Annotated in this window: 18 protein-coding genes and 1 pseudogene; 16 read left to right on the top strand and 3 right to left on the bottom strand. The window is 34.4% G+C overall.

Annotation, left to right across the window (positions count from 1 at the left end; genetic code table 11):
• Positions 1 to 66: 66 nt before the first annotated feature.
• Complete coding sequence (locus WPG_RS16235) at positions 67 to 3282, bottom strand: AsmA-like C-terminal region-containing protein (protein WP_045474612.1); 3216 nt, start codon at positions 3280 to 3282, stop codon at positions 67 to 69.
• A 426-nt stretch (positions 3283 to 3708) separates the two neighbouring features.
• On the bottom strand, positions 3709 to 4299 hold the full coding sequence (locus WPG_RS17640) for a hypothetical protein (RefSeq protein ID WP_052471309.1): 591 nt from the start codon (positions 4297 to 4299) through the stop codon (positions 3709 to 3711).
• Between the two features lie 579 nt (positions 4300 to 4878).
• On the opposite strand from WPG_RS17640, the gene WPG_RS16245 reads away from it, so the two are divergent.
• Positions 4879 to 5301 carry a hypothetical protein gene (locus WPG_RS16245; RefSeq protein WP_045474614.1) on the top strand — a complete coding sequence of 141 codons (423 nt, stop codon included), beginning with the start codon at positions 4879 to 4881 and terminating at the stop codon, positions 5299 to 5301.
• Between the two features lie 98 nt (positions 5302 to 5399).
• Here the strand turns inward: WPG_RS16245 and WPG_RS17980 are convergent.
• Positions 5400 to 5724: pseudogene (locus WPG_RS17980) on the bottom strand (integrase core domain-containing protein); the annotation flags it as partial.
• A 533-nt stretch (positions 5725 to 6257) separates the two neighbouring features.
• Here WPG_RS17980 and WPG_RS16250 point away from each other — a divergent pair.
• The 15 genes from WPG_RS16250 (at position 6258) to WPG_RS17645 (ending at position 18011) form a co-directional block, all read left to right on the top strand.
• Complete coding sequence (locus WPG_RS16250) at positions 6258 to 6890, top strand: HdeD family acid-resistance protein (protein ID WP_045474617.1); 633 nt, start codon at positions 6258 to 6260, stop codon at positions 6888 to 6890.
• Between the two features lie 127 nt (positions 6891 to 7017).
• Positions 7018 to 7773 carry a tetratricopeptide repeat protein gene (locus WPG_RS16255; protein ID WP_052471310.1) on the top strand — a complete coding sequence of 252 codons (756 nt, stop codon included), beginning with the start codon at positions 7018 to 7020 and terminating at the stop codon, positions 7771 to 7773.
• A 12-nt stretch (positions 7774 to 7785) separates the two neighbouring features.
• A complete protein-coding gene (locus tag WPG_RS18910; protein WP_045474619.1) occupies positions 7786 to 8442 on the top strand; it encodes an OmpA family protein in 657 nt (218 codons plus the stop codon).
• A 124-nt stretch (positions 8443 to 8566) separates the two neighbouring features.
• Positions 8567 to 9013 (top strand): hypothetical protein, encoded by a 447-nt coding sequence (locus WPG_RS16265; protein ID WP_045474621.1) that lies wholly within the window; start codon positions 8567 to 8569, stop codon positions 9011 to 9013.
• A gap of 19 nt (positions 9014 to 9032) precedes the next feature.
• Positions 9033 to 9881 (top strand): VOC family protein, encoded by an 849-nt coding sequence (locus tag WPG_RS16270; protein WP_045474623.1) that lies wholly within the window; start codon positions 9033 to 9035, stop codon positions 9879 to 9881.
• 94 nt (positions 9882 to 9975) lie between these two features.
• Positions 9976 to 10104 carry a hypothetical protein gene (locus WPG_RS18810; RefSeq protein WP_262507857.1) on the top strand — a complete coding sequence of 43 codons (129 nt, stop codon included), beginning with the start codon at positions 9976 to 9978 and terminating at the stop codon, positions 10102 to 10104.
• A gap of 101 nt (positions 10105 to 10205) precedes the next feature.
• Positions 10206 to 11240, top strand: coding sequence for a linear amide C-N hydrolase (locus WPG_RS16280; RefSeq protein ID WP_197539926.1), 1035 nt, complete (start codon positions 10206 to 10208; stop codon positions 11238 to 11240).
• Between the two features lie 6 nt (positions 11241 to 11246).
• Positions 11247 to 13016 carry an amidohydrolase gene (locus WPG_RS16285; RefSeq protein WP_045474630.1) on the top strand — a complete coding sequence of 590 codons (1770 nt, stop codon included), beginning with the start codon at positions 11247 to 11249 and terminating at the stop codon, positions 13014 to 13016.
• Between the two features lie 108 nt (positions 13017 to 13124).
• Positions 13125 to 14870 carry an amidohydrolase gene (locus tag WPG_RS16290; protein WP_171817201.1) on the top strand — a complete coding sequence of 582 codons (1746 nt, stop codon included), beginning with the start codon at positions 13125 to 13127 and terminating at the stop codon, positions 14868 to 14870.
• Positions 14871 to 14918: 48 nt separating this feature from the next.
• Complete coding sequence (locus tag WPG_RS16295; protein WP_045474633.1) at positions 14919 to 15392, top strand: hypothetical protein; 474 nt, start codon at positions 14919 to 14921, stop codon at positions 15390 to 15392.
• On the top strand, positions 15385 to 15750 hold the full coding sequence (locus WPG_RS16300) for a hypothetical protein (RefSeq protein WP_045474636.1): 366 nt from the start codon (positions 15385 to 15387) through the stop codon (positions 15748 to 15750). The genes WPG_RS16295 and WPG_RS16300 overlap by 8 nt, the downstream gene beginning before the upstream one ends.
• A gap of 27 nt (positions 15751 to 15777) precedes the next feature.
• Positions 15778 to 16170, top strand: coding sequence for a hypothetical protein (locus WPG_RS16305; protein ID WP_045474638.1), 393 nt, complete (start codon positions 15778 to 15780; stop codon positions 16168 to 16170).
• Positions 16171 to 16193: 23 nt separating this feature from the next.
• The gene (locus tag WPG_RS16310) at positions 16194 to 16940 is read left to right on the top strand and encodes a hypothetical protein (RefSeq protein WP_144374498.1); all 747 of its coding nucleotides are present in this window, start codon (positions 16194 to 16196) and stop codon (positions 16938 to 16940) included.
• The gene (locus tag WPG_RS16315) at positions 16937 to 17323 is read left to right on the top strand and encodes a hypothetical protein (RefSeq protein WP_045474644.1); all 387 of its coding nucleotides are present in this window, start codon (positions 16937 to 16939) and stop codon (positions 17321 to 17323) included. Before WPG_RS16310 ends, WPG_RS16315 begins: the two co-directional genes overlap by 4 nt.
• Before the next feature lie 70 nt (positions 17324 to 17393).
• A complete protein-coding gene (locus tag WPG_RS17645; protein WP_262507872.1) occupies positions 17394 to 18011 on the top strand; it encodes a DUF4377 domain-containing protein in 618 nt (205 codons plus the stop codon).
• The last annotated feature ends 6 nt before the right edge of the window (positions 18012 to 18017 follow it).

An 18017-nucleotide genomic window follows, 5' to 3' on the forward strand; every position in this document is an offset into this window, starting at 1 on the left:
CATTAAATATTCAATAAAAATTTGTTTGTTTTCATCGTAATTAAGATATCATTAGTTTATGTTTATTCAATTTTTTTTAAACTTAAGTAAAGGTATTTCATCTTTGTATAGTGTAAGTTGAAGTTGTTCATAGGTATAGCGATTAACTTGTCCGAGATTTTCAATATAAGCTTTAGTAAGTTCAGGATTTGGACACATCATATCTGTGCTGGTCACTGGTCCAAAAGTTATTTTTCCCAACGCTATTATCAATACTTCTCCTATTATGTTATTACAACCCTCGTGACCCAAAAAGGACATATTCCTGATGTTTATTTCTAGAACGGGATTGCCTTTTTCAAAGGTGTATTGTGCAATTTCAACTTCTTCTCCATTAATCCAAACGGACTCCAATAACCAAATGTCGTTAAGTCTAATAGGATCATTTGGTGTGATGTTATTAATGTGCTCTTCCATAGCGGTTATTTCTTTTAATGTCATCCCTTCTCGTATAGAATCCTTTAGCATATTTAAGCGAAAGAGGTCCTCGTCTGTATAATCGGGATCTTCAGCATCCACAGCTTTAAGGTCTTTTGTTTTCTTGCCGAGTTTGATTTTAAAATCATCACTAGGCCCTTTTACCGTTACTGGAATACCAATAATACCAAAAGGAGGTAACCCTATGCGCATCTTAAGACTAAGCTCGCCATCTAGTGCAATTTGACCTTCTGTTCTTAAGCGGAAAGGCCGCACTTTAAATTTGAATCGTTCTAACTCCAATACATTACTCTCGATAGTAGATTTAATTTTAATTTCTGAGACTTTAGGATCATTAAGCGCATTAAATCCTGATTTTTTAGATAATCGTCCCATCAACTTATAATCCTCAAACTGAATATTACTTCCTGTAAGTTCACCTCCTCCCTTTAATGACCGTAATTCGGGGATCATTTCTTTATTTAAAGTTCCTGATAATTCATAATTTGTAGATATACTTCCGGAAGCCTTCTCCGCAGCAGGCAAAAGTTCCTCAAATAAAACCATGGAATTATAAGCCTTTTTTATATTAAGGTTTTGCGCTTTAATTTTCATAGAAAACAAGGCCTTTTCAGGTGATAATGCATTATAAGCACCTTCTAGCTTAGCTGAGCCATCTACCATATTCAACTGTCCTTTTTTAAGGATTAGAGCTCTATTATTTATACCCAGATTTCCTGTGAGTTTAGAAATTTCTAGTGAATTGTATTGTAAGCTATCGATGTTTAATCCAAGAGAAATATCTAAATTAGATGGCACTTGTAAAACACCGTTGGTCACTCCGGCTTTAGTGTAGGCGGTTGTTAAACTATCCGAGTTTGTTTGTATTACCTCTACTTTTGGAAAGAACTCAGTGATATCAATTTTTTTAGAGTATAAGTCTAAATCGCCTCGCAGAACATCTTTTTTGTAAAGGAAATATTTTAAATAATCTTTAAAGTGACCATTTAAAGTTGCATTAGACCTACCGTAATGTACTTTTAAGTCTGTAAAGCCTACTCTGTCATTTAAAAATATAAAGTTACCTTCATCAATATACAATGGTTGTTGAAGCGCATCTGATTCTAAATTAATATTCTGCAACTTTAATGTTCCGCTATGTTTTTTTTCTTGGGATGTATCATTGAGCTGTCCTACCATACTTATATTCGAATCCATCTTTCCTTCAGAAAATAAGAAAGGTAGAGCTATAGCTTTATTAAGTGTGGTAAAGTCAATTTTACCTTTGGCTTGTATATTATATTTTAGATTGTCAAAATCCTGAAACTTTCCCTTGGCTTTAAATGGATTATTTAGGAAGCTAAAACTCAAAGTATCAATATCTAAAGTAGACGATGCATAACTATCACCATCATTTTTAATCTTTGCACTAATATTAATATTTTTTAAAGGTTCTGGATGACGTGCTGTTAATAGCGTTCCATCCTTCAACGTAAAATACCCTTTAGATTTTGGAAACTTTGACGTTTTGGGTTGATACACACCTTCGGTCATCCAATCGGATTCTAAAACACCTGAAAACTTCACATTAGGTAGTGTAAGGGCTTTGTTAAGCTTATCTAAATTTACTTTTGAGGTTATACTATATTTAATGAATAGCGAATCTGAGCTTCCGTCAAGGTAAAGGTTACCATAGGATTTTTCGTCGTCGATTGTAAAACTCAAAGTATCAACCTTAACATTAAAACAATTAGGTTTAAACCTTCCTTGTATTTTTATGAGAAGATTTTCTAAGTTATACTCGGAAGTGTTATGAGTAATGGCACCTTCTGTAATTTCTAGGTCTAGGATGGCTTCTTCTTTTCTATATTCGGAAGGCACATTTCCAACAGAACTAATTAGATGCAAATCAGCATTTAAATTTCCTTTTAAAACTTTTAAATCTTTAGACCATTCTACATATTTTGGGGGTAATGCGCTCGCCAACTTTTTGAAGTCACCATTGTTGGTTTTAAAATTTAAATCATAGGCAATACCGTCTTCAAATATATTTAACAATCCTTCAAAATCAAGGTCTAAGCCATTAATCCATATCGAATTCTTATCCAGTTCTACCGATAAATTTTTGGTATCGTATACGGTGAATGATTTTGCCCTTAATTTCTTCCCTTTAAGATACTCTATTTTATCAAAGACTAAATCAATATTGTCTATAGTTAGTTTAGACCCAAGCTCTAACTTTCTCTCAAGAAGCTTAAGGTCACCATCATAATTAACCCCTTTGGAATATACAGTTACGCCGTTTTCTAGGTTTCTGTAAATGATACTGGTATTTGTCAGCACCAGACCTTCAAAACTTAAGTCTATGTTAGAATTAGCCTCTATTTCTTCTTCAATGTTATCTGCAGTTTTAGCAATATTATAATTAACACGACTAAACTGATCCTTAATTATTTCTATTTCAGAGTCAGTGACATAAGTTTTATTGACCTCGATTGCCCGTGAGAAAATGAGTCTAAAAATATTAACACCAAAACTCAATTCTTTAGCTTTAATTAGTGATGTTTCTGAAAATGGTGCATTACCTTGAATAGTTACATTTTCAAAGGAAAGTGTGAGGTCCGGAAAATGGGTGAAGAAAGAAATATTAGAGTCATCAAAACTAAATTGAGAATTGATATTGTCGTTCACAGCAGTTTTTATCTTTGTTGAAATATTATCTTCAAAAATTGAAGGAATGATTAACATTCCCATAAAAACTAATGCTATAAATATTATAACTGATGTTATAAGTTTTCGTAAGATGTTGTTTTTATTAATTACCATTATCTTAAAAAAATAGTTTGAGTAAAAATAAGAATATTGTGTATACAATACTTTAATTCAAGGACTATTCAAATGTGTCTATTCTGTTATTTTAAGGTAAGCTTTAGACGCACAATTATTTGGAATATTTATTTGTTACTAGTTTCAATTTTGATTTATATTTTACTTTCGGCCGTTGATCAATTAATGAAGCACAACGCAGGGCTATGTGAAGCCTCGTTTTGGATTTTAAATATAGCGAATTTATTGCTAATATTTAGAAATACAGATTAAACGTGTACAAATCAATATTATTGAGATTCATTAGCACTTAAACGTTTTAGTTAAGCTGCGTTTTAATGCAGTTTAGGTGTTGTTGTGGTGTCGTTTTTTATTTTTCTTCAAGCCAAACATTTCCCTTTTTGAATGAATATGATTCTGTGGCTTTTACAATAGGGTCTTTAAATTTCGTTGTCCTGTGTGGTTTTTTAGCATTTTTTCATACCGCCTTTTTATCTTCTTCATAGTCTGCTGATTTTGCGTATACTTCTGGGGCGCCTGGTTCACTATTGTCAAAGTTGTCTTGGTCAAGTCTATACTCTCAATTAAAATTTTCAATTTCACTTTTAGCTGGCCATAATTTACGGGGTTCAATTTCTTAAACTTATCAGGTTTGTAAAATGTGTTTTCATAAAAGTCCAAATAGTTTCCAAGAGCACAAACAACTTGAGAACTCGCAAACCTTGGTTCAAACAGCCATATTTTCAAATAATAGTTTTCTCCAAGTTTGTTTAATTCATTTTTCCAAGAATCATTAATTGCAATTAGTCCACTTAAAATTTTGGACTTTGTTTGTCTTGTTGGTTCAGGTTTTTGGCTGCTGGTTAAAGAAATTCCGCTCCAAGGGTGGACTCGAATCTTTGCATAATCTATTTGGTATTCTTTTAAATTGTCCAAGTTGAAATTCTTATGCGTTTCAACCCAATGGTCAATGTCATTATATCTTCTTTTATGTCCGCGAATCTTCTTTGTTTTCAATGTTTCTTTTTAATGCACCATAACGGTTTTGTATAACGTTTGTGACGGTCTGGCGGCTGTGATTCGGCAGAACCAAATTTGCGGTAGCAAATGTTGGGAAGCTGGCGTGAGCCAGCGTGCGATTCAGCAGCACGACAAAGCCGCATCTACGTGTATTCCCGAAATATTAATCTACAAATAATACGGGGATGTTCATCAGGATCGATACTCTTTTGTCTGCTTGATCCATAAAATTGCTTAGTAAAACAATAAAGATTATCTAAGAATAAAACTTCTTTTAATGACCTGTAAAATTGGGTGTAGGCACTCAATCACCGAATCGAAAATTATTGAATAATTTTTCCTGATATTCCTTCTTTCCTTGCAGAACTAATGATACGCTTTTATTCGATGTCTTAGACTTTTGCATCAAGCAAAATGGCTACAATACATTGTAGCAGAGAGCTAAAAAGTTTAATCTATAAATCAAACTGATGGTTTATTCCTAAAATTGCTGGAAGTTTTATTATCTCCTTTTTGGACAAGAAAAGCAAGCTTAAAAATATCCCCCAAGATATAGAAGGTTGATTTTTAAAGTATATGAATGGTATTAGAAATGTTTTTATTGCTACTGAAATCTACAAACGAACAGCTATTTCTATACACAATGAAATTTCAAAAATTCTGAATATTGACGATGATATAACGAACTTCCCTAGTTTCGAATCTTATCTAGACTTAGCAGACAAAAAAAATATTCTTGGAATTTACAAATTAAAGGAATCAACTAGTCCTAAAGCTCCAGAAATCATAGAACTTCGTGTGAATGGCAACATATTGACTGCTTTTTCAGAAAAATATCCTGAATTTAAATATTATTGGCATAATAAAAATACTTTTTTAGGTATGTTAGGTGCTAACATAGTAATGTCTAATATCAAGTTTACTAAATCAAAAAATATAGAGTTTTACTTCTCAGGAGGTAAGAGTGATTTTGCTTATTATACCAAAGTAAAGGACTAATAAAATTATCGAAAATCAATAGTGACCTAAACGTTTAATAAAGAGGAATAAATATTTGTGTGGATATGCAATAAAATTTTAGACTTTAAGTTGAATGACTATGCTGCTTGATTGTTGTTATACATATTTACTTCAAATTCATTTATACCTTATGTAAGAGTGTCTTTTTCTCTTGTTATATTAAGTTTCTATCGAAATAAAAGTAGACAGCTCTGCTTGATTCTTTTGGTCATAATTATGTTTATATGTCCATTCTATCTTCAGGCTTTTAAAGAAGCTTTTAGCTATTGCATTATCCCAACAATTACCCTTTCTACTCATACTTTGTTTTACCAATCCATTATAGTTTTTTAGAATGTTGGTGAATTTACAGCTAGCATATTGAGTTACTCTGTCTGAATGAAAAATCAGTTCTTTAGTAATTTACATAAAAGTTTTAGGCAAGTGATTCTGTCGAGACTTTGATGTGTTGTGATAGGATTTGCAAAGGACTATTTGAGCTATAATTAATTAGGTCAACCATTTATAATTTATTAGATAATAAAATCTTATCTTTTGGATTATCTAGCTTATAATTTCAACAAAATTATTTTTTTGTGATTGGTGTCTTTTTGCTTGAAGTTCCGTTATACCAATTCACAAAAATTATTATTGTAACATAAAATTGTAAAAAAGTCTTAACGTTATTTGTTACAAAATCTAAATTTAGTATTATCATTTTTAACGCTAAATACTAAAGAAACTAGATATCTCAAATTTGAGAGATTTTGTATTAAAATTATTAGGAGTGTTTGTTCAGTTTTTTGCATACTTTTTTAAAAATAATAGCGCTAATATTTTTCTTTTTCGTTAAGAATTAATTAAATTGCAGAATGATTAGTTAATTTATTTTAGCTAACTTTCCCTAGTCTTTTAAAAAATTCTTAATTAGATTACAATTAAAACCAGTTATATTAATGAAGAATATTAAATTAATACAAGACGCAGTAGATACATGGTATATACCCTTAATTTTTGGCCTTATTTTTGTTTTTTTAGGAGTATATTGCACTTTTTTTTCAGAGGACACGTTTTTAACTCTTTCGAAGATCATTGGATACGCTGTTTTGGTTTCAAGTCTTATAGAATTGTACGTAATTCTAGCTCATAAAAAAAAGAAAGTTACTTCTCAAGGAAGCTTAATGTTTGCATTTATTGATTTAGCTATTGCTCTAATTCTAATTTCGAGACCTCAGATTAGCTTTATTGTGCTTTCCATTCTAATAGCTATGGTTGTGTTTGTGCGCTCTATATACACCATATTTCGTTCCTTCGACCTAAAAGCTGTTGGCGTAAATGACTGGTGGCTTGCACTTCTTATGGGGCTTATCGGTATTGCGCTTTCTTACATTTTAATTAATAACCCTAAACTTGCTGGTAAAACAGTTGCATTTTGGATTGGGATCGCTTTTGTAGCGACAGGAGTGTTAAGTGTTTTTATATCTTTTAAATTGAGGAAATTAAGAGCTGTTTCTGATAAAATTGGTTCAGAACTTAGGATTAAATGGGATGCAATTAATGAAGAAATAAATGAGAAATTGAATAATTAATTTGATCTTAAAATTAAATATGATGTATAGTAAATTAGCCAAAAAAAATAAGCTATATACCACAAGGTTTATATTAAGCCTTGTTTTATTGTTTTTTTATAGTATGAGTTTTTCCCAAACATTTACTATGGGAAAAAAGTGTAGAGCCTCCCTAGAGACGGCTCATTCAGCCTTAAAGTCAGAAATGTATAATGAAGCACTGGAATTATTTGGTGCATTTTCCTCAAAATGTAAAACAAAAGATGCTAAAGAAGCTGCTGCCATAGGTAAAGCAGAGGCTTTTAATGGTTTAGAACAATACTCGGATGCAATTGTAGAAGCAGATAAAGCCCTAAAGATTACAAAAGATAAAAGTTTAAATGGTCATTTTCAAAAAGCATTAGCACAGAATAAATCAGGAGATATCGAGGGGTCTAAAACTTCCTTAGAGCGTGTTATGGCACTGACAGAAAATAATCAAAATATATCAGAAAGAGCATCAAACTATGCGCTCATAGCAGCATTATACGAACGTCAGTTAAATGATATTGGTACTGCCCAAGAATATTTGAATAAAGCGAAGCAGCTAGATCCAAAGAATATTAATGTATTAATACAAGAAGGCACAATGTATTCTACTATTAAAGATTTTAATCGGGCTTTTCAAATCTATGATTCAGCTCAGGTCCTAGATCCGAATAATTTAGAATTGGCTACTGCTCGTGTAAATTCTCGACTCCGCATGTTAGAATTTAAGTATGGAACGACAAAAGCACAAGAATTACGTAATAAAATGACAGTAGACGAGAAATCTCTTATTTGTGCAGATTTAAACACTTCTAAAGCACTCGGACTTAATGATATGAACAAGGATTTATTTTTAGCCTTAATATGTAATCAATAAAAATCATATATTATGAAAAAATTAATAGTTTTAAGTTTATCCATGTCTTTGTTTTTTGGATGTGGAGCAATACAAAATATGAAGAAGCAACAAAAAGGGACCCTTGCGGGAACAGCTGGAGGTGCCTTACTAGGAGCTGCGGTTTCTAAAGGTAGTGTTTGGGGTATTTTAGCAGGTGCAGCCGTAGGCGGAGTTGCGGGTAATTTAATAGGGAAGAAGATGGATACGCAAGCGAGAGAATTAACACAAGCAGTTCCAACTGCAGAGGTTAATAGAGTTGGTGAGGGCATCAACATGACATTTGATTCGAGTTTAGCATTTAAAATAAACTCGGCCGAGCTTAGTAGTAGCTATTTACAGGACTTATCAGCGGCAGCACAAGTTTTTAAGAGTTATCCTGACACGAATATACTTATCGAAGGTCATACTGATGATTCAGGGGCTGCAGAGTACAACTACGCCTTATCAGAAAGGCGAGCGAAATCAGTGTCAAACTATTTTATTTCACAGGGCATAAGTGCCTCAAGGTTGACAACAAAATGGTTTGGAGAGACACAGCCAAAGTATCCAAATGATGATGCTAGTAGAGAAAAGAATAGACGTGTTGAACTCGCTATTTATGCAAATGACGCCATGGTTGGCGAAGCAAAAAGCGGTAAACTAGACTAGTTTATGAAAAGTATAAGGGTATTGATCCTATTATCTTTACTTTTTTTTTTCAAAAAATAATGTTTGGAGTCAACATAATTATGAAGAAATAGAATATCATAATGGATTAAAAGGGACGAGTAGGTTGACCATCGGTATTGGCCATACGCACGTATCTGAGGGGAAGATTGATGGGAAAACTGAATGGTTAACACTACCATCATGGGTATTAAATTATGATTATTGGCTCTCCAATAATTGGGCGATAGGTTTACAAAACGATATCGTTCTAGAATCCTTTTTTATCGAAACTGGAGAGGATGAAATTTTAGAACGTTCTTATCCTGTGACTTCGGTTCCAGTTTTATTATACAAGCCAGCTAAACGGCTTATGATTATAGCAGGTGTTGGTGCAGAATTTACACATGAGAAAACCTTGACATTAACTCGATTAGGTCTTGAATATGGTTTTCATTTACCAAATAAATGGGAGGTTGGAGCCGCCCTTGTTTGGGATAATAAGTGGAATTATTACAATTCTTGGGGACTTGCCATTACTATCAGTAGACTATGGCTTAAAGACAAACATTAATTTAACAAATACTTTTATAATGAAATTACTATTATTACTCTTTTTTAGCGCAAATTTGTTCGCGAGTCCTGTATCAAAAGACATCGCAAAAGCCTCAAAACAGGAGACTGCTAAAATTACAACTGAATCGAAGTCAGCAGGAATCTGGCATGACTTAATTACGCCAGATCTCGAAGCATCAAAAGCCTTTTATGGTGATCTTTTAGGATGGACCTTTTCAGACACTAACTTTAAAGGATTGCGTTATACTATTATTTATAACGGAGGAAATGTCATTGGAGGTATGATTGAAATTAAATCCGCTAAAAATGCGACGTGGATCAGTGCTCTACCGCTTGATAATACTACTCTAAGTACAAGAATAAAAGCAGTTATCGCCTCTGGCGCTAAAGCCATACTCCCTCCTATAAAACTTCCTGGGCGAGGTAAGCAAGTAGTTTTCGAAGGACCTTCGGGTGAAGAATTTTCTTTAATTTCTGAGAACGAGTTTACAGTACAATTAGACGATTCTTCTAAAAATGGAAATTGGATTGGGATGGAATTATGGGCAGATAATCCTGCACAAGCCTCTACATTTTATGACAATGCCTTTGGTGTTTCAACAACAAAGAGTACTTACGACAACAAACCGTACTGGACGTTTAATGCAGATGATAAAATTGTCGCAGGAATGTTACAGAACCCTATAACCAATCAAGGGTCACAGTGGGTACCGTATATTCAGCAAAACGACATTAGCGCTATGCTGCCTGCATTAAAGAAGTCAGGAGCTAATATCCTAATGAACCCTAATAAAAACATCAGAGATGGAAAAATTGGTATCTTTCAAGATCCTCAAGGTGCCATATTCGCTGTACAAACACTTTAATACTTATTCAAATCACTCAATTAAAAATAGTTAATACATCATGAAAATAGTAAAAAAATGCCTTCTCGTATGTCTTATAATCTTAGGGTCTGAAATGTTATCTAGCTGTGGTAACGCAAGATGGGGAACCAATGCTGGTGTCAGTATGACTTGGGGTCCTAATGGTCCTCGTGTACGACCACACGTGGATGTTGATCTCTTTAACGGTGGTAGAATACGATAAGTAGAACTCGCGAAAAGTTAATAATTTATTAAATCAAATATTATGAATTTTAAAAAGTAAAAAAAGTAGTAGCTATAGCCTTTGCACTACAAATGATTTTTATGCCAACGTCTTTTGGCTGTACAGGAATTGTTGTTAAAACACAAAACGGAGTCACAATCCCAGCAAGAACAATGGAGTTTGGATTTGACGTTCGCTCTAAATTATTAGTCATTTCAAAAGGAACGACGATAAAATTTCTGAGTTCGATTGATGGTAAAGATGGGTATACTATGAAAACCAAATATGGTTTTGCGGGTATGAATGCTGTAGAAAAGAATATTGTAGTTGATGGTGTAAATGAAGCAGGACTTTACTTAGGCTGTTTTTATTTTGCTGGATTTGCGAACTATGAAAAACTAACTCCGAAAAACCAGTCTACAGCAGTGTCTATCGAAGAATTAGGAAATTATGTGCTTGGAAGTTTCGCAACTGTAGATGAAGTTATAGAAGGACTTCAAGATATAACGCTTGTAGGGTCATTCATCGAAGATATTCAAGGTGAAGCGCCATTTCATTATGCAGTTACTGATAAAACGGGTCGTTCTGTGGTTATTGAATATACGAAAGATGGACTACAAGTATACGAAAACACGGTAAATGTAGTCTGCAACAACCCAACTTATGATTGGCATTTAACCAATTTAAGAAACTACGTGAATTTAGCGCCAAATAACGCTAAAGGATTTACTTTGAATGGAGAAAACTATACCCCGCTTGGTGAAGGCACAGGTATGCTTGGCTTACCAGGAGACTACACCTCTCCTTCTCGATTTGTAAGAGCAACTGCTTTTATTAATACAACACTTCCAAGCAAGAATATAGAAGAAGGCATATTTCGTGCTTTCCATACATTAAACGCTTTCGATATTCCAAAAGGCGCAGTAAGGCAACCTACCCCAACTGGCGTCCATACAGATTACACCGTTTGGACATCGGCTGTGGATACCAAAAATTCAGTGTACTATTATAAAACGTATAAAAACCAAAATGTAAAGAAATTGGTGTTAAAAGATATCTTAGATCAAGCTAATGGCCAAATGTTAGTGATAGAGTCAGAGACACCAAGAATCTACGAAAACGTTGTTAAAGGCTAATAAATAATGAATAAGTTTTTAGTTATAATCATTCTAATTTTGTCTATAGTCTTGGGATGTAAGGAAAACACAAAGAGTTCTGAACCTGATGAATCCCAAACTAAAACAAAATTGTCAACACAACAAACGATTTATTTTGGTGGGGATATCATAACCATGGATGGTAAAGTATTGGAACTTGCAGAAGCTGTAGTGGCGCAAAATGATGAAATTGTATATGTGGGATCCCTCGCTGAGGCTAAAACAGAATTTCCAAAGGCAACAGAACACAATCTCAAGGGCAACACCCTAATGCCTGGTTTGGTAGAGCCTCACGTACATCCTTCATTAGCAGCTACGATGCTACCTAATGAGATTATAGCGCCATATGACTGGGTACTGCCAAACGGAACCAAAAAAGGGGTCACAGGACATGATGCCTACATGGAACGTATTACAAACTCCATTAATGAGAATGCAAAAGAAGGTGAAATGTATTTTATTTGGGGATATCATCAGTTATGGCATGGCGAATTATCACGAGATATGATCAATACCATAACTAAAGACAAGCCGGTTGGGATTATCCACCGCTCGTTTCATGAAATTTATCTTAATGATGCCGCAATTGCCTTGTTAGGTATTACAGAAGCCGACTTTAAGGGGAATCCTCAAGTAGAATGGGAAAAAGGTCATTTTTACGAAGGTGGCTGGTTAGCATTGGTTCCCAAAATGGCCACAATCATGCTTGAGCCTACACGTTACATGAAAGGTCTAGGCATGATGACCCAATTAATCCAACAAAATGGAATTACTACTGTCGCTGAACCTGGTTTCCCAAGTTCTGATTTCGATGGTGAGTTAACGCTTCTCAAAAAGGAAATGTCAAAAGAACCACCATATGACGTGTATCTCATTCCAAGTGGTACGCAATTATTTGGAATGAAAGGCGGTAATAAAGAGGCTATGGCTTTTATGGAAACTTTAGAAAGTGCCTACAGCACAGACAATATCCATTTTTTACCCAAACAAGTGAAATTGTTTTCTGATGGAGCAATTTATAGCCAAGCCATGCAAATGAAAGAGAATTATGACGATGGACATAATGGTGAATGGATGACCCCATTAGATTTGTTCCAAGAACAAATAAGCATGTACTGGAACAATGGTTATAAAATTCACGTACATTCTAACGGTGATAAAGGCATTCAACAGGTCTTAGACTATTTAGTTGAAGATCAAAAAAGAAAACCGAGAAAGAATCATCGGTTTACCCTACACCACATGGGTTACTTTACAGACGATATGGCCGCACAAATTGCAGAAATGGGCATTGAAGGTTCTGTAAACCCCTATTACTTATGGGCTTTAGCCGATAAGTACAGTGAAGTGGGCTTAGGAAAAGACCGAGGAGAGAACTTAGTACGCATAAATAGTTTAGTGAAGCGTGATGTGCCAGTATCATTTCACTCTGACTTTTCTATGGCGCCTATGGAGCCATTAACACTTGCTTGGACCGCTGTAAACCGAGTAACCTCTCAAAACAATGCGTTTTCTCAAGACCAACGTATTTCAGTCTATGATGCAATGCGTGCCATAACTATAGATGCGGCACGTACGCTTAATTTAGAAAAGCAAATCGGTTCTATAGCTGAAGGGAAACGCGCTAATTTTGTGATTTTAGATAAAAGTCCTTTTACAATAGACCCTATGGAAATTAAAGATATAAAAGTGTTAGCAACAATTTTTGAAGGTCGCTTTAATATCATTAAATCGAATAACCTTAGAGCGAGATAAATAATTTAACAAGTGCAAATAATAAAACTTATTTGTTGATGTAAAAACCATTAAAAATTCAACCTAACAATATTAAATTTTATATAAATACAGATAAAAATGAAAAAAATGAAAGACTTATCCACATTAGTACTGCTGTTGGCTGTGCTATTTATAGGCTGTAAGGACAACTCAAAAACATCTTCAGAAGATGGAACATCTGCCGTTGCCGAACCCTACAAATTACAACAAACTGTCTACTATGGTGGTGATATTGTCACTATGGCTGGAGAGACGCCAAACTATGTAGAAGCAGTTGTACAACGCGAAGGCCAAATTATTTTTACGGGGTCTAAAGCCGATGCTATGGCGCGTTTCGAGGGTAAAGCAGACTTAGTCGATTTAGAAGGCAAAACGATGCTTCCTGGATTTATAGATGGCCATGGTCACGTTTTTAATGTAGGCTTACAGGCTGTTTCTGCCAACCTTTTACCGGCGCCAGATGGTGACGCAAACAGTGTTGAAGCCTTACAAAAAATTCTCAAAAAATGGATTTCTGAAAATGAAAACTTTATTAAGACTACCGGTTGGGTTATTGGATTTGGATATGACGATTCACAACTGGACCGCTACCCTACCAAAGAAGATTTAGATGCTATTTCTACGGAAGTCCCAATCATTATTATACACCAATCGGGTCACCTTTCCGTTGTAAATTCAAAAGGACTTGAAATGGTAAAATATAATGCTGAGACTAAAGATCCCAAAGGCGGTAAAATAAGACGTGTTGATGGAAGTAATGAGCCTAATGGTGTCTTAGAAGAAGTTGCTCACTTTATGGTATTACTTACTGGTGTGCTACCTAATATGACCCCAGAATTGCAAGACGATATGCTTGTTAAAGGTCAAAATCTCTATGCTTCATTTGGATATACTACTGCTCAAGAAGGTCGTAGTACACCAGATGGTTCCGCTACTATGGAACGTGCGGCAGAAAAAGACGCCTTAATACTAGATGTTGTCTCGTACGTAGATATACTAAGTAATAGAAAGGGTGCAGATTCTAAATACAAAGGAAAAACGTATACCAATAAATACAGAGTGGGTGGTGTTAAATTGAACCTTGATGGCTCACCACAAGGAAAAACCGCCTGGTTATCTCACCCTTACCACATTGTACCTAGTGGAGAACCAAAAGATTACCACGGGTATGAAAGTATGACCGATGAGGAAGCCTACAAACATGTTGCTGACGCTTATGAGAACAACTTGCAAATTATGTCACATTGCAACGGGGACTCCGCTATTGACCAATACATTAAAGCCGTTAAAAAAGCAAATGCCGAATTTGGTAATGATGATCGTAGAACTATAATCATACACGCACAAACCGCTAGAGAAGACCAATTAGATAGTTTTGTAGAAGAAAAAATATGGCCTTCATTTTTCCCGATGCATACCTTTTACTGGGGTGATTATCACGTAAATTCAGTATTAGGAAAAGAACGTGCTTACAAAATATCGCCTACAAATACGGCATTGAAAAAAGGACTTAAATTTACAAGTCATCACGATGCACCTGTTGCTTTACCAAGTTCTATTCGCGTACTATCTGCAACAGTAACAAGAATGTCTCGTAGTGGCGCCGTTATAGGTCCAGAAGAGCGCGTTACCACATATCAAGGGCTTAAGGCACTTACAGATTGGGCAGCTTACCAACATTTTGAAGAAGCTACCAAAGGCACCATAGAGAAAGGGAAAGTTGCTGATTTTGTGATTTTAGACAAAAATCCGCTAAAAATTGATCCTTTAGAATTAGAAAACCTTAACGTTGTTGCTACCTATAAAGGGGGTAAAGCCATTTACAATAAATAATAAAACGAGGCTTACTTTTTAAATAAAAAAGTAAGCCTCTACAATACCATGTCAGAGAACATTCAACAATTAAGTAAACAAAAAGTATCCTATCCCAGTGCTCAAGCGGACATTATGGTTGATGACGTCTTTATTGACGATTTATCTCTACAACACACGTTAAAAACAAATTATACCGACTTGTTTGCTCAAGGGCGTTTTAAAGAATTTTTCATGCTCTACTTAGGGAGAACACTTAAAGATCTCTATCATAGTAAAAACGAATACTTAAATTCAGCATTGCCCAACGACGGCGAAACACATATTGCCCCATTATATGGTTGTTCAGACTCCTGCTGCGTTTACCTCTATGTTAAGGTCGCAAGACAACAATCACTAATTCACTGGGAGCAGATTGGACGTAATGCGGCATTTTTAAGCCCATCAAAAGCAACAAATATTGAATGGATTCCAGATTTCCAACCCATCACATTTGATTTCGATAACTATCAACAAATCTCAAACATTTTAAATCATGATTAAAAATATTATTAAAGTATCACTTCTAGCAACTGCCGTATTAGTGTTTGTTAAATGTAAAGAGGATCAAAAAGTAACACCAACAGAGAATACAGAAAAAATAGTGGAACAAAAACAACATCGCGTGGGTGGATGGCAGTCAATAGACGTCAACGACACCGTAAAAGACTTAGCAAATTTTGTAATAGCTGACAAACAAATCACAAGTCCATTAAAAAAATTGTCAAATGCCTCAACTCAAATAGTTAGCGGTAAAAACTATAAATTCGATATGTTACTCGAAAACGGAGAACTTTGGACTGCTCAAGTCTATGTGAATATACAGAAAGAAAAAAGCGTCACTAAGCTAGAAAAAAAATAGAGGACTAACTAAAAAAGATATTGTCAAATGAAAACTAAACTAACTCTCTTATTTACCCTATGTTTGTCGCTTCAAATGATTGCTCAAAATAGTGATTGGAAAGTATTAGGAAAAAAAGATGTTACCTACAAACATGAAGAAGATGTTGTCAACCTTCGCGGTTCAGAGAAAGATATCAAAAAATTCAAAATTCGATGCACCCAAGGTACCTTGAAATTAAAAAAAGTCGTTGTAATTTATAAAGATAAGTCAAGAGACGAAAAAAAACCAAAAGGAACAGGTATTATTAATAAAAATATGAGTTCCTTTACCTTTTCAATTGATAAAAATAAAACACCAGATAAAATTGAGTTATCCTATGAAGCCATTGGCAATATGGTACTCACAAAACGAGCGAAAATTGAACTTTTAGGACGTTAATGTCCTACACAAAATCTTAAACTATGTTAAATAAAACAATTTTATCAAACACTCTATTATTAGTGTGTTTTTTTATGAGCATGACTATGTCTGCTCAAGATACTGATGCGAGTACGGTAGATGCCTCGAAACCAACCAATTTATATACGCAAGTCAACGCTGCTTTTGAATATCAAGCCCACAAAAATGCATCAGATTTGTACGGTACACGTATAAATGTGCAATACGCCTTTGACCCTGATAATCTATTATTAGTTGAGGTCCCATTTCTGTACAATGAGGCTACCAAAAATTTTGGAATTTCTGATACGCGAGTACGTTATTTTCATGCGCTAAAAAGAAATATTACTGAGCGTTTAATAGCTATTGCTCCATATGCTGATATAACTATACCAACAGGATCATTTTCTAACGGTCTTGGAGCTGATGTTTGGTCACTCTCGGCAGGTGTTGTTGCTGGTTATGTAGTATCGCCTAAAATTGCCATGTTTCCAGGAATAGGATACGTACATGTCACTAAACCAAATGATTACCCTGGGAATTCTCAAAATGGTATTAATTTACAAACGAATATGAGTGTTAGTTTTACCCAGAGAGCTTTTCTTTTTATTAATCCTATTGTTACTTTTTTATCAGATACAATATGGAGTGGTGAGTTCAATTTCAATTACATGATTACTCCTAATAAATTTAAAGTAAACGCGGGGTATTTTCCTAATTTCACCAACGATATCAATACATTTAGAGTTGGTGCAACACTATTTTTATGAAAGAAAAAACAATTAAAAGTCGGTTAATAACTATTTTATTTCGTTTTCTAATAATTAGCGGTATTGTATTTTGTGTCGTACTTTGGATCTGCTCATGGACTTATTCTGAAGGTACTCGTTCTGGAAATCTGATTAAAGTCTCTAAAAAAGGCGTTGTATTTAAAACTATTGAAGGAGAGTTAAACCTTGGTGGAGTTAGTATCGCCGAAGGCTTAGAAGGAAATATTTGGTCTTTTACAGTTTTAGATGACGAATTGACTAATGTCTTTAAGCCCTATGAAGGCAAAAAAGTTAAAGTGCACTATAAGGAGCGATATAAGACAATGCCATGGTTAGGAGATACCAATTATATCGTTACTGAAATTGAAGAACTCAAGCCATAAATGAATACTTAAAGGATTCCATTATACTATGAAAACTAATATTTATCTTATTTTAACTCTTGTAAGTCTTATGTCATGCAAATCAGCAGTAAATAAAAAAACGCTCTGGATAAACAGTTCAAAAGTAGACTGCGTAGGCGTTGGGCCCATGAAATGTTTACAAGTTAAATTTAATGCTAGTGAAAACTGGAGCAACTTTTATGATGCTATTGAAGGTTTTGAATATCAACCAGGTTTCGTATATGAATTAGAAGTTCAAGTTGACACCTTAGACAAAGCCAATTTACCGGCAGACAAATCAATATATGTTTACAAATTACTTAATGTTGTTTCAAAAAAACAAGATGCTAAATTACGCCTGAATGATATTTGGGTCGCTACACATATTGAAAACAAAGAACTATCACGCGTAGAACCAATGCCTCAAATAGAATTATCATTAAAAACAATGCAATTAATGGGTACAGATGGCTGTAATAATATTCGTGGATCTATAAAAACACTTACAGATGATGCGATCTCTTTTGGCCCTTTATTAGGTACAAAAAAGTTATGTCCTAATATGACGACGCCTAATGCATTTAATACAGCTTTTGAAGGTGTTACATCCTATAAACTAGACCAATTAGAACTTATGTTTTTTGATAACGCTAACAAAGAGGTGATACGATTTAAAAAAGTAGACTAAAAGGAC

The sequence above is a fragment of the Winogradskyella sp. PG-2 genome, assembly GCF_000828715.1.
Lineage (GTDB): Bacteria > Bacteroidota > Bacteroidia > Flavobacteriales > Flavobacteriaceae > Winogradskyella.